Below are 12,820 nucleotides of genomic sequence, written 5' to 3' on the forward strand. Positions count from 1 at the left end.
AAGCTTGCTCGGGCCTGGCGCAGCAGCGGCCTCCGCGCTACGCCTAACCGAGGTTGCGCACAATGAAAGGGCCAAGCCAGTTGGCGAGGCCAATCGGCAGCCGCCGCCAGGTCTTGATCAGCAACTGGTACTTGGCGTTGGCAGGGTTGTTTTGCGGGATCGAATCACGGCTGTACAGGCAATACTCGTAGAACAGGGGTTGCGGCTCGAAGCCCCAGTTTTTCTTGAAGGAATACGAGCCGGTACCCTGCTTGCTGCGACCGTAGTCAAAGATCTTCAGGCCGCGCTCGCAGGAGCGGCGCATCAACTCCCAGTACTTGAAATCGTTGGCCGCCAACTGGCGCGCCGAAACATCGTCACCGGCGTAGTAAGGCAGGACTTCGTCACGAAAATAAAAACTAAGCACAACACTCAGCGCCCGGCCATTGCCGTCCACCACGGTAAGCGCCTCGCAGTCGCTAGCGAAGACGCGCTGCAAGATCTCGAAATAGCGCCTGGGAAGTGCCGGCGTCCCATGCCGATGAACGTTGTCGGCGTAGAGCGCAAAAAAGCGGCTCAAATCCTTGTCGATCTCGCTGCGCAAGCCATTCTTGATCCCTTTGCGGACCATCGCTCGCTGCTTGCGTGGAATGGCCAGCATGTTGGCCTCGACCGTGGTTTCGAGTTCCTTGCGGAAGCGCACGTAGAGATCCTGCAGCGGCCACTCCGGATGACGATGCTGCAGGTTGCGCAGTTCCAGATGCTCGACACCGAGACGCGTAGCGATGGCCTGCGCTTCGCGCTCCAAGGCCTCGACCGCGGCCGGGCTGCTTGCCGCGACCCCGCCATAGACGGCAAACGGCAAAGAGACCAGGGAATTTCCGAAAAGCACACTTTTCACCTGCGCCAACGGCAGGACACCCTCGATCGCCCCGGAACGCTCGGCATACAGGAAATGCGTGCGATGCCCGAAGGACTCTTTGAGAACTTGCTGCCAACCGGATTTGTGAAAAAAGGTCGCTTCCGGGCAGCCGTTGACGAAAGCATCCCAGCGGCGAACGGCAGGCCGGTCGGCGGGATCCAGTGTCTTGACGAGCAAGGGCGCACTCGCCGCAACCAGCCTGGCCACTTCCTCGATTGTCGTTTCCATCAATTCACCATTGGCGGCCGCAGCGCGGAAGCAAGGAATACCTCATCCATTCGTCCCCAGCTGAAGTCACCGAGCAAGCGCCTGATACGCGCCTCGGTGTACTGCAGATTGACGTAGTGACGAAAGCGGGTCTTGGTGCTGATGCCGGCGATGCGTGGCTGCTCGGCATCGATTTCCCAGGGATGGAAATAGAAGATCGCCGGCTGCTGATCACGCTGGTTGACTTTCCGCAACAACCAGCGCGACAGCGCGTAGGGCAGCAGGCGGAAGTAACCACCACCGCTGGCCGGCCAGTTGCGGTCGAAATAGCGCAGGGTGGTCACCGGTAGTTCGAGTAGTCCGTCGCGCACGTGATGCGCGAAACGCGGTGCATTGGGCATGCCGTAGTGGTCATGGCGAATCGGGTAGATGCTCGAACTGTAGCGATAGCCGGCGCGGGCGAGACAGTCAAAGGCCCAGAGATTCGCTTCGCCGATCGAAAAACTCGGCGCGCGGTAGCCCTTGACTTCCTCCCCGGAGATGTCTTCCAGCAACTTTTTGGCCGAGCTGATATCGGCCGAAAACTCGGCTTCGCTGAGATCGCTGGCACGCTGATGTCCGTAACCGTGACTCGCCAGCTCGTGTCCACCGGCGACGATACGACGGACGAGCTGCGGATAGCGTTCAGCAACCCAGCCGAGCGTGAAGAAGGTCGCCCGTGTCTGCCCTTCGTCGAGCATCAGAAGAATTCGCTCGACATTGCGTTCGACGCGGCACTCGCGCGAATCCCACTGCTCGCGAGGAATATACGGGGCCAGCGCGGAGACCTGAAAATAGTCTTCGACGTCGATGGTCAGGGCGTTGGTTATCGGCAGGCCGGACATTTTCTGCTTGTTGTCCAATTTACCATGAGGGAAACGGTCATGCCGTCCATGATGATGTGGGTCGCAAGAGGTGACCAGCGTTACGCGGTACGCAGCGTGTGCCGCGCGAGCAGCCAGGTAGCGAGGTCGGCGACCATCCTCGGTGCCGCCTGGCCATCCCAGAACTCGGGGATGCGACCGCGTTTGCCGGCGCAAGCGAACCGGCGAGCGTCGAATTCACGTCACCGACGACCAGAACACAAGACGGCCGCTGGCTGTCCAGCACCGGCTCGAAACGCTTCATGACGTCGGCTGTTTGCACGGCGTGGGTCCCGGAACCGACTTCGAGGTTGATATCCGGATGGGGCAGACGCAAATCGACGAACAAACGGTCGCTCATATCATTGTCGTAGTGCTGGCCGGTGTGCACCAGAAGCGCCGGCACGGCCGGCTGGTGGGCACTCAAAGCGCGCAGGATCGGCGCCATCTTCATGAAATTCGGCCGCGCGCCAACCACACAGACGACAGGGCCGAGATCGGCAGACCACAGCTCGTCAGCCATCACACTCTCCCTCATTGTTTGGCCCGAACCGCATCGACCAGTTGTTGAATCAGCGAAAGAACCGCTGCATTGCTACGTTCAAGGCGAACAATGCTGCGCTCGATGCGGATCATCCGCTGGTCCGCCTGACCGCTTTTCAATTCGGCAATGGCGCGTGACGCGCGCTCCGCGATATTGGGCTCGAGTTCCAGACGCGAGAGGTCGATATCGAGGATCCCGCTCTCGGTCAGCTGTGCATGCACCGCACTCTCGCTGCCATCGCCGGTGCTGTTCGGCGCGACGACTGAAGGCGATTGTGTTTCTTCCTTGAGCTCGCTGGCCACTTCCTCGACGTCAGCACGCGTAAACTCGCTCTTGCCGGCCAGGAAGCCGGACAACAGCAGGCGATCACAATGCGCGTTGATGCGCCGCGGTATGCCACCACTAGCCTCGAAGATCGCCTCAAAAGCGCCGGCATCAAAACGCGGCGAACCCTGCGCTCCGGCACACTTCAGCCGGTGCTCGATGTAAGCCTGTGTTTCGTCCTGAGCCATCGGGCCGATGTGACAGGCGGCGATCACTCGCTGACGCAACTGCTTCATTTGCGGGCTCTGCATGACCTTGCGAAACTCCGGCTGCCCGATCAGGAAACTCTGCAACAGCGCCTGCGTTCCAAACTGGAAATTCGACAGCATGCGCAGCTCCTCAACCGCACGCGGCGTCAGGTTCTGCGCTTCATCAACAATCAGCAAACAGCGCTTTCCCTGGCTCGTCACCTCGACCAGAAAAGCTTCCAGGGCCAGCAGCAGCTCCGACTTGCCAACGTTCTTGCCGCCGACGCCAAAGGCCGCCGCCACCATGCGCAGCGTGTCCTCTGCGTCGAGCTGGGTAGTGACCAGCTGCGCAGCGACCACCTTGTTCGAGTCGAGGTCACTGAGCAGACCGCGGACGATCGTCGTCTTGCCGGCACCAATCTCGCCGGTGACGACGATGAAACCTTCGTTCTGATTCAGGCCATACTCGAGGTAGGCCATGGCCCGCCGGTGCTGCTTGGAAGCGTAATAAAAGCTGGGGTCAGGGTTCAGCTGGAAAGGCTTGCTGGTCAAGCCATAGAAGGATTCGTACATGATGGCCGATCAAAAACTATGGAGGAGTGCAGCGGTCAGCGCACTCTCCGTGTAACCGGTCACACCACTGGAAATCACCCGGCGCGCACCAACATTGGCGTTGGTATTCGGCCCAATGCGGGTAGAAAACAGCAGATTTGCGTACTGCGTTTCGGTTTCAGGCGAACCGGCCGTATAGCCCGTACTCCGTTGTTGGCTGAGAGAAAGGGACAAGGACGATAAACCTGTGAGCTGATGCCCCCAGGAAATGGAAACGCCTTGCTGAAGAACCCTGTCCGGAAGCGAAAAATCGTTGGTCACACCGTTGACCAGGCCCAAAGGCTGTTGCTCACTGCGCGTCGCGGTCAGCGTGACCGTATTCCGAGCGCCCAGCATGGCGAATGAGAGCCGCTGCAACTCCTGTACTTGCTGGCGATCCGTCAGGTAACCATTGACCGCCGTACCATCCGCCGGCAGCCCTCTGCTTTGCAGAGCTTCGGTCACCTGCGCCTCGATCTCGCTGGGAGAGAGCTCGGGATTATTTGCCGCGATGAGCGCATAGCTGGCGTCGTAGTTACTGCCCATCCCAGTATTCGAGACCCCTGACGGCTGCGATGTAACATCCCTGCTGGCCAGAAAGGTCACCAGAGAGCGGCGCATGCGGTGACGGAAATTGACGTCGTAACCCGTTCCGAAGAAACGGTTGCGGACCTTCGCAGCGAGCTGGGTGCGCAAATCGGGTGTCCAGTCGACACCGAAACCGCGAGTGTAGTTGGTCTCCTGATCCAGACTGACATAATCGTTCGATTCGCGCCCGCCAAGCAGCGAGACCTGAAACTGCGGATTGAAGCGGTACGACAAGGTGATTCCATAGTGCGACCCATCGGTGTCGCGGCCACGCGAATAGGTGTTTTGCACGTGGCTCGCATCGAGCGCCCAGGTGATGCGACTCCAACGTGTCGAGCCATCGATAACGCCGGTCCACTCACTGGCGTCGTAGTCCGAGGCCAAGTTTGACTGCGAGCTGGTCGTGCTGCGACGGTAGCGTACGAGGTAATCCACCCACCCCAGCATTGTGCCCCGGACGTACGGCGACAGGGAGTAGTTCGAGGTCTCGGTTTGGTTGTTATTGACGTTGGCGGTGCTCGGCGAAACGGCACCGAAGGCTGAAAGATACTGCTGCGAGATGGTCCCCGTAGCGTCGATGAAGAAAAAGTCCTCAACGGCCTCAAGCGCGCCGATGGCTCTCAGGGAATTCTGTGAATTCCTCTGGTTGCTCTCCCTGAGATAGAGTTGCTCGGTATAACCATAGGCCAGACGAAGCTTGGCGCGACTTCCCTCGCCTTTGATTGAGATGCCAGGCGTAATGCCGGTCACCAGATCGCCCGTCTTGTCCGACGATGAAGAGAGGTAGAGGTTATCGGTCAAGGTCTCCCTGACCTGAATCGATGGCTGTATCGTCCAGTTCGCGGCCTGCACCGGTCCGGCGGCGCAGGCCAGGGCGATGACCAGCGGAGAAACGAAGCCCGGGCGCCGAAGCGCACGCCTGCCCCAGGCGAGTAAAGCGTCACCATCAAGAGCAAGCGTCTGTCGCCTCAGACCACGTGCGGCGCACGCGGCCGGGCCTTGATCAAGCACTGTCTGAACCATAACCATAGCCATACCCATAACCATAACCGTAGCCATAGCCGTATCCATCCTGACTACTAGTACGCGCCTGGTTGAGCAGCATCAGCTTTACCGGGCACGACTCAATGGCAGCCAGGGCGTGCTTGACGTCACGGCAAGCCGTGCTTTCTGCCTTCACGACCACCACCACCTGCCCCATGTGGGTAGCCAGCACTCGCGATTCGGTGGTCATCAACAGCGGTGGCGAGTCAAAGATGATGATCCGATCCGGATAGCGGTTAGCCATCTCATCCAGCAGGTCGACCATCCCGCCACTGGCCAGGAGTTCGGTCGCCCGCGCGTGCTGAGTACCGCTCGGCAAAATAGTCAGTGTTTCGACATTGGTCTTCATCAACACCTGCGAGAGATCAACCGAGTCGTCGGTCAACACGTCGAGCAGGCCGCGCGATGGGGGCAAACCAAGCATCTTGAGCACCGAAGGCTTCGGCACGTCGGCATCAACCAACATCACGGTGTTGTCCATCTCCATGGCAATGCTCATCGCCAGATTGATCGCCGAAAAACTCTTGCCTTCACCGGCAACCGCGCTGGTGACCATGATCAGGTTGCCGCGCTTGACCGGTGCGGCACCCTTACCCATGGCGTTGGCAATCAAGGGCCGTTTGATCACCCGATACTGATCGGCAATCTGCGAGCGCGGCGCATCCGGGCTGATCATACCTCTGGTCGCCAGCGCATTCAGGTCGATTTCGACACGCCGCGAAGCCGGCACATTAGCTAGCGAAGGCTTGCTTGTCGACATCTCGGCACGCTGACGTTTGAGGTCCGCAACCGCTTCGACTCGCGCCACGGCCGCAAGCTCAGCCTGGACTGCCAAAGGCAATGGCTGGGCATCGGCGAAGGAGTCGCTGCTTTCCACACCCGCGTTGCGCAGCTGTGCCAGACGTTTCGCCGCTTGTTCAATGAGGCTCATCGCTTTTCCTTAGGCAGTACGGACGGAAAAAAGGAACAAGGCAAGAAGCCCCGCAGCATAGGCACCGACCAGCGAAATACAGGCCGCAGAAAAACGGATCAGATCGCGGCGCTGGCTACGTTTCATTATTTCATCGGTGAGCAGGGACACCGTCCCCAGAAGAGGCAGGCTGCAGGCTTCTCGCAGGGTGCGCGAATCGAAGAACGCCGGCCGAAGCTGACTGGCAGCGAAGGTCACAGCCACGCCAGCAGCCAGCGCAATAAGCAAGGTCAGTGGCAGGAACAGGCTACGGTTCGGCGCGACCGGCTTCGGCGACACACGCGGCGGGTCGATCAGTCGGAAATCAACCCCGACGGTGTTAGTGATCTCGCTACCCATGTTGGCCGACTCACGACGTTGAACCAGTTGCTCGTAGTTTTTCTTGTTGATCTCGTAGTCACGGTTGAGTTGGGCAAACTCTGCTTCGATCTGCGGCATCAGTTTGACCGCCTCTTGCATGCGGTCGTAGCGCACCTGATACTCCGCGACGCGGGTCTGCAGGGCGGCAATGGTCGCCTCGGCCTCGGATACCGAAATTGCCAGTTGCTGGTGCACCGGATTGGTCGACATAGGCGTCGAGGGATTCGACGATGCCGCCAGGCGCCGGGCCTTGATCTGCTCCCGTTTCTGCTCTTCGAGTTCCGTGATCAGGCGGCGGACACTGAGCACATCCGGGTGCTTTTCTGTAAACCGCTGCAGCATGGCGTCGAGATTGCGCTGCATGGCGTCCAGTCGGCTGTCGATCTCAGGGATCGACACTCCGGAGATGTTCTCCTGCATTGGTGGGGCAGACAGGAGTGACGGCTCCTCGCCGAGGAGATGGCGAGTAAGCGCCTCGTGGGACTGTTCGGCCTCACGCAAAGCGAGTTTGCTCTGCTCGAGAAGCCTGCCGGCCTCGCTCATCTGAGTGAAGTGGTCCTTGCCCTCGATACTCTGGGTTTCCAGGTTGCGCAACTTGAACTCCTTGAGCCTGGCCTCCGCCTCTCGGAGCTTTTTTTCGTAGGTCGTGATCTGTTCGTCGATGAATCGGCGCGCCGATTCCGAATCCTTGCGCGCATCACCGAGATTCGATTCGACAAAAATCGAGACCAGCGACTGCACCACGCGTTTTGCATTCTCTGGCTGCGTGTCGCGATAGTTGATGTTATAGATATTGTCGCGCGAGGTATTGGCAATCTTGAGCGACGCCATCAGCCTCTCTACCAGCGCGTCGCGCTCGGCCTTCGACTCGACTCCGAGGTCGAGATCTGCCATGCGGATCAGCTTTTCCACATTGGGCCGGGTGATCAGCGTGCGGCTCAGCATCATCACCTGCTGGTCGATATTGGGTTGCGTAACCAGCCCGGCCATCAGCGGCCGCAGGATCGACTGGGTATCGACAAAAATTCGCGCCGAAGCCTCGTACTTGTCGGGTATCGCCAGCACCGCCGCCACACTCGCCAGAGCAACGATCCAGGCGACGATGATCCCCAGCCAACGACGCTTCCACATGCCGAGCAGTATTGTTGTCGCTTGTCGAAGCAGTTCATCCATCGGATTCAGACTCTATCGGTATCGGTTCGAGGAGTGCCGGCGAGATGACGAAAATCACCGGCAGCGGAGGAAACATGTCAAGGCAGGCATCAAAAGAGATACCAGACCATCATCAGAACCAGCTCTGAGGAATGATCAGCACATCGCCAGGCTTGACATCGACGTTGGCCGATATATCGCCCCGGCGGATCAGATCCGTAAGGCGAACACCGTACTGTTTATTGTCGTCGGACGCGCGTAGCAAGGTCGCGCTATTGCCATCGGCAAAATCGGTCAAGCCGCCAACCGCAATCATCACGTCAAGCAACGTCATCTTCTGGCGATAGGGGAGTGCCTGCGGCTTCGACGCTTCGCCAACGACGCGAATCTGCTCGCTCTGGCTGCCGACAAAACTAGTCACCACGACCGTCACCACCGGATCGCGGATGAAGACGCCGAGCGCCTTCTCCATATCACGCGCCAACGTCGTCGGCGTCTTGCCCATCGCCGGCATATCCTCGATCAAGGGACCGGCAATCATCCCGTCGGGACGTACGGGAACCGACATGGAAAGCTCGGGGTTGCGCCAGACGATGATATTCACGTTGTCGCCAGGCCCGATAAGGTAGCGATAATCCGGTGAAGCGGCGACCTCCGGGGCGGGCGGAAAGTCGGACGATGCGCAGCCAACGGCAAGTGCGCCGACGACGCCCAACACAAGCCAACGCAACGCAGCGCCAACGACATGATGCAAGCGTGAAACCATGACCCTCTCCTTTTGTAGCCGCCGGCCTGGAAGCGGAATGCGGCAAATCCCCACGACATTGCGCTGACGGGTATCGTAAAGCGCGCCACAGTATAGTTGAATTGTCCCGAGCCGCGAAAGCCTCGCGCCCGGCCAGCATTGCCTGTTGCTTCTGGTTCACGTTGGCGTGCCACAGCTCCTCGGTAACGCGGCGCAGAGCGCCGTAACGCCTCATGCCCAAATCATAACAACGATACGCAGATGGTAGTGTTGCCTAGCGGCAGGCAGCGCTCAAGTGCTGTTGATCGTCGCAAGCCCCCTGTGAATGGAAGGAGAATACTTGCTTCAGTGCGCTCAACAAGAGGAATAACGCACAGTTCGCAGCATTTCTTTAGGGTCATCGCACACAAAAACATAGAAAACACTATAACACGCTGATATAGAAAGACAAAAAACTGCCACACTTGGGTAGCACCAGCACCAAAAGGTCATCACATCTTGAGACAACACTGACCATGGAAGTCGCGCAGCCGACTTTCATGGTCAGTGCCGCCACACGAAAAAGAGTGGGCTTGCGACAAACGCCCTCATGGAGGAGCATTGACGTCGCTGAGCAGCGCCAGCCGCCCGTCTTGGCGAGAAGCGTCCGTAAAGGCAGCAATCGGCGCCCGCCGAGAGGGGATCAGCGAGACGGGCAGCCCGGCCGTCTGGCGGCAATCGCCTGAACATGAAAGTCGCGCAGGCCACTCACGAATCTCCCCTCCCCCCCTCGGTGGCCGGGCCGGCGGAGTGAGGCGGGGAATTCAGGGAGCCTGCTCCCTGCCCGTCGAACAATCCGGCGTGCGAGCCGAATGCACGCTGCAGGCACGGGCGACGGTCATGACTTTCATGATCTGGGGTATGTCGACATATCATGACCGTGAGCGAGGTATTGATGGAGCAAGCACCGATCACCGACCAAGAGTTCGCTCTTTTCCAGCGACTAATCTACAGGATTGCCGGCATCAATCTCGCGGACAGCAAGAAGATTCTTCTCGTTGGCCGCTTGCAGCGCCGCCTTCGGGAACGTCAACTCGCCAGTTTCGGCGACTACTATCGCCTGCTCAGCAGCGGCCAGCACCCGGACGAGCAGCAGACAATGGTAGATCTGCTGACCACCAACGAGACCTACTTCTTCCGAGAATCGAGACACTTCGACTTCTTGCGCGACGACGTGCTTGGCAGCCGCGAACAACCCCGGAGCTTTCGCGTCTGGAGCGCCGCCAGTTCCAGCGGTGAAGAGGCCTACAGCGTGGCCATGGTACTTGCCGAAGCGCTTCCCAACAGCGCGTGGGAGGTTTTTGGGTCGGATATCAGCACGCAGGTGCTGGCCAAGGCGCGCACCGCCTGCTACCCGGTCAACCGCAACGAAGGCATCCCCGAAGCCTATCGGCGCAAATACTGCCTGCCCGGCGAGCGAGGCAATGACGAGACTTTCCAGATCGCGCCCCGAATCCGCCAGCAGGTACGCTTCGCACAGGTCAATCTGACGCTACCAATCAGCGCGGCGGTTGGCAGTTTCGATGTCATACTCGTACGCAATGTCATGATCTATTTCGATGCCGAGACCAAGCGTAAAGTGGTTGCCAATCTCCTACCGCGACTGCTTCCCGGCGGCTACTTCATCGTTGGCCATTCCGAATCGCTGAACGGCGTCAGCGACCAGTTGTCGGTCGTCAAACCGACAATCTACCGCAAGCCAAAGTGAGTGCGCCGAACGCGCAGCGCGCCGACCTCCGCCACGAGAAGCCCGCATTCACTGCCCATTACGCAGGCGCAAGAACCCCTTCTGCTTGACGATATCATCCCCACAGCCGCCCGCTTCACAGCAAGCCATTTGCCAGTCGCCGCCGGCGGTTGAAAAAGTCAGAACGTCAGAACATCAGAATTCGAAAATCTGATTGTTCTGCAGCCTCGTTGGCCGGAAGTCGCTGGCGCAGGCTTGAATTTCAGCCATGGTCAATTCGGCCTGGCCTGGCTTGAGATGGCTAATATAAATCTCCGGCTTGATCGTCAGCTTGTGCAACTCGTCGGCGAGCATGCTCGGGCAAAGGTGTTTGGAAATCTCGGCCAGCCGCTGTTCGCGGTTTGCGAAGGCCGTTTCGATCAAAAGATAGCGTAGATTGGCAATGCGGTTGACCACCGGCCAAAAGGAATCATTGACCGTTGTATCACCGGTAAACACCAGACAGCCCGACCCCGAGTCAAGCTGATAACCCACCGCAGGAACCGTATGCTCGGCCGGCAACGCGGTAATCGTTCGCTCTCCGAGGCGGACCGAGCGCCCAAGATCGATAGTCTGGTACTGCATGACTGCGTTCTCACGACTCGGGATAACGCTGAAATCAGGCCAGATGGCCCAGTTGAAAATGTGCTTGGCAATGATCGCCAGGGTTGCCGCGGTCGCATAGACGCGCAGCGGCTTCTCGCGCAGATCGCTGACCGAATCGATCAGCAGGGGCAGCGAAGCGATGTGATCGAGATGCGAATGAGTCAAAAAAACATGGTCGATGCGGGCCAGCTGCGCGCGCGACAGGTCCGCGACGCCGGTTCCGGCATCAACGAGGATATCGTCGTCGACCAGCATTGACGTGGTTCGCAAATGGCAGCCGCCAATTCCACCGCTACAGCCCAGAATCCTGACTTTCATGAGCGCTCCGCTGCACCCTCCGTGCTCGCTTTCTGCCGCCTGGCTGCCATAGTGAGGGCGCCAGGCGCTCCACGCAAGCAGCAAACGAAACCCGTCAGGCCTTGATAAAGAATTCCATTCGCACGCCGGCAATTTCGATCACATCATGGTCTTCCAGACGATGCGCCTGTGCGCCAAGCGCCTGGCCGTTCACGGTCGGGAAGCTGGCGCCCTCGACGTGTGTCAGAAAGTAGCCATGCGGCCGCCTGGCAATCACGGCGACCTGCAAGCCAGGCTTGCCAAGCGTGGTCAGGGTCTTGGTCAGCAGCAGTTCGCGGCCAGCGTTGGAGCCGCTGAGCAACTGGATGGCGGCAGCAGGAGTGGTTGTGCCGGGCGCTGCAGCGCCCGGCCGCCCCGCGGCGGCAACCATCGGATCGCCGAGCGTAGCCACATCGGGCAGCGGCCCTGAGCGAAACAACATGCTTTTGTCGTAGTCTGCCGTTTCGCCCGGAGCCACCGCTGCGACCAGGTATTTCATCTTGTACTTGCCCAGTTCGATCACATCGCCGTCCTTCAGGAAATGCTTCTTGACCGACTGGCCATTGACCAATGTGCCGTTGGTACTGTTCAGATCCTCAAGGAAAGAGTCGTTGAGAATGGTCACCACCGCTGCATGTTCACCGCTGATCGCCATGTTGTCGATCTGGATGTCGTTGTGCGCCTTGCGGCCAATGCTCATGCGCTCCTTGAGCAGCGGGATTTCCTTGAGTACCAGACCATCCATGCTGAGAATGAGCTTTGCCATCGCCTGTTTCGTCCTTATTTAAACCACGACCAGAGCTTCGCCCAGCGCCCCGGGGCAGCTGGAAACTCGCGCAAGACCTTGATCACCACTACCGAGATATTGTCGTCCCCACCGTTGTCGTTGGCGAGCTGTAGCAACTGCGTGGCAGCGAGTTCAAGATTGGCGCCAAACCTCTCCAGCACGAGCTGAACCTCGCCTTTTTCGAGCATGTCGTAGAGGCCGTCGGAACACAGCAGGTAAACATCGCCCGGGTAAACCGAGTGCCAATGCAACTCGGCCTCCACCTCTGGATCAACGCCAACGGCACGCGTCACCAAATTGCGGTTGACCGAATAGCGCGCTTCTTCGGCCGATATTTCGCCACAGTCGAGTTGCTCCTGCAGCAAGGAGTGGTCGTGAGTCAAAGCGACGAACTGCTCGCCACGTAGTCGATACAGGCGCGAGTCACCGATATGCGCAACCACCATCAGGTCGTCGCAAAAGACAGCGGCAACCAAGGTAGTGCCCATGCCGCCGAAGCGCGACTGACCCTCAGCGGCACTATAGATGGCCGAGTTGACCACGGCGATCTGTTCAAGCAGCGCTCGCTCGGCAAACAATTGCCCGGTGTCAGGATCGGCGGTATGCGCCGCACAGGCCTTGAATGCTCGTGCTAGCCCGCTCGACAGGAGTTCCGTCGCCATGCTGCTGGCTACTTCACCAGCTTGGTAGCCACCCATGCCGTCGGCCAGGATTGCCAGGCCCAGCTCAGCGTCGGCAAATACCGAATCCTCGTTCTGTCCCCGCACCAGTCCGGGGTCGGTGCGCGTAACCATTTCCAGCACACCCAAG

At 59.4% G+C, this 12,820-nt stretch carries 11 protein-coding genes and 1 pseudogene; 1 reads left to right on the forward strand and 11 read right to left on the reverse strand.

Going from position 1 to position 12,820, the window contains the following annotated elements; all coding sequences use genetic code 11:
- Nucleotides 1–43: 43 nt before the first annotated feature.
- From QZ648_RS16865 to QZ648_RS16900, 8 genes and pseudogenes are all read right to left on the reverse strand, one after another.
- Complete coding sequence (locus tag QZ648_RS16865; RefSeq protein WP_291997739.1) at nucleotides 44–1,129, reverse strand: FemAB family XrtA/PEP-CTERM system-associated protein; 1,086 nt, start codon at nucleotides 1,127–1,129, stop codon at nucleotides 44–46.
- A complete protein-coding gene (locus tag QZ648_RS16870; protein ID WP_291997740.1) occupies nucleotides 1,129–1,992 on the reverse strand; it encodes an XrtA system polysaccharide deacetylase in 864 nt (287 codons plus the stop codon). The genes QZ648_RS16865 and QZ648_RS16870 overlap by 1 nt, the downstream gene beginning before the upstream one ends.
- Nucleotides 1,993–2,185: 193 nt before the next feature.
- Nucleotides 2,186–2,533, reverse strand: a pseudogene (locus QZ648_RS16875) (UDP-N-acetylglucosamine 2-epimerase); the annotation flags it as partial.
- 11 nt (nucleotides 2,534–2,544) lie between these two features.
- On the reverse strand, nucleotides 2,545–3,639 hold the full coding sequence (locus tag QZ648_RS16880) for an XrtA/PEP-CTERM system-associated ATPase (RefSeq protein WP_291997741.1): 1,095 nt from the start codon (nucleotides 3,637–3,639) through the stop codon (nucleotides 2,545–2,547).
- A gap of 9 nt (nucleotides 3,640–3,648) precedes the next feature.
- Complete coding sequence (locus QZ648_RS16885; protein ID WP_291997742.1) at nucleotides 3,649–5,268, reverse strand: TIGR03016 family PEP-CTERM system-associated outer membrane protein; 1,620 nt, start codon at nucleotides 5,266–5,268, stop codon at nucleotides 3,649–3,651.
- Complete coding sequence (locus QZ648_RS16890) at nucleotides 5,249–6,220, reverse strand: XrtA-associated tyrosine autokinase (protein WP_169067068.1); 972 nt, start codon at nucleotides 6,218–6,220, stop codon at nucleotides 5,249–5,251. Before QZ648_RS16890 ends, QZ648_RS16885 begins: the two co-directional genes overlap by 20 nt.
- A 9-nt stretch (nucleotides 6,221–6,229) precedes the next feature.
- Complete coding sequence (locus QZ648_RS16895; RefSeq protein WP_291997743.1) at nucleotides 6,230–7,792, reverse strand: XrtA system polysaccharide chain length determinant; 1,563 nt, start codon at nucleotides 7,790–7,792, stop codon at nucleotides 6,230–6,232.
- A 112-nt stretch (nucleotides 7,793–7,904) separates the two neighbouring features.
- Complete coding sequence (locus QZ648_RS16900) at nucleotides 7,905–8,537, reverse strand: XrtA/PEP-CTERM system exopolysaccharide export protein (RefSeq protein ID WP_169067069.1); 633 nt, start codon at nucleotides 8,535–8,537, stop codon at nucleotides 7,905–7,907.
- Between the two features lie 892 nt (nucleotides 8,538–9,429).
- On the opposite strand from QZ648_RS16900, the gene QZ648_RS16905 reads away from it, so the two are divergent.
- Nucleotides 9,430–10,263 (forward strand): protein-glutamate O-methyltransferase CheR, encoded by an 834-nt coding sequence (locus tag QZ648_RS16905; protein ID WP_291997744.1) that lies wholly within the window; start codon nucleotides 9,430–9,432, stop codon nucleotides 10,261–10,263.
- A gap of 174 nt (nucleotides 10,264–10,437) precedes the next feature.
- Here the strand turns inward: QZ648_RS16905 and QZ648_RS16910 are convergent, their stop codons facing one another.
- From QZ648_RS16910 to QZ648_RS16920, 3 genes are all read right to left on the reverse strand, one after another.
- Nucleotides 10,438–11,205 carry a 3',5'-cyclic-nucleotide phosphodiesterase gene (locus QZ648_RS16910; protein WP_169067070.1) on the reverse strand — a complete coding sequence of 256 codons (768 nt, stop codon included), beginning with the start codon at nucleotides 11,203–11,205 and terminating at the stop codon, nucleotides 10,438–10,440.
- A 94-nt stretch (nucleotides 11,206–11,299) separates the two neighbouring features.
- Nucleotides 11,300–11,989, reverse strand: coding sequence for an FHA domain-containing protein (locus QZ648_RS16915; RefSeq protein ID WP_169067071.1), 690 nt, complete (start codon nucleotides 11,987–11,989; stop codon nucleotides 11,300–11,302).
- Nucleotides 11,990–12,003: 14 nt separating this feature from the next.
- Complete coding sequence (locus tag QZ648_RS16920; RefSeq protein WP_169067135.1) at nucleotides 12,004–12,804, reverse strand: Stp1/IreP family PP2C-type Ser/Thr phosphatase; 801 nt, start codon at nucleotides 12,802–12,804, stop codon at nucleotides 12,004–12,006.
- Between the last annotated feature and the right edge of the window lie 16 nt (nucleotides 12,805–12,820).

This window comes from Candidatus Accumulibacter sp. ACC012, from assembly GCF_907163155.1.
In the GTDB taxonomy this organism is placed as follows: domain Bacteria; phylum Pseudomonadota; class Gammaproteobacteria; order Burkholderiales; family Rhodocyclaceae; genus Accumulibacter; species Accumulibacter delftensis.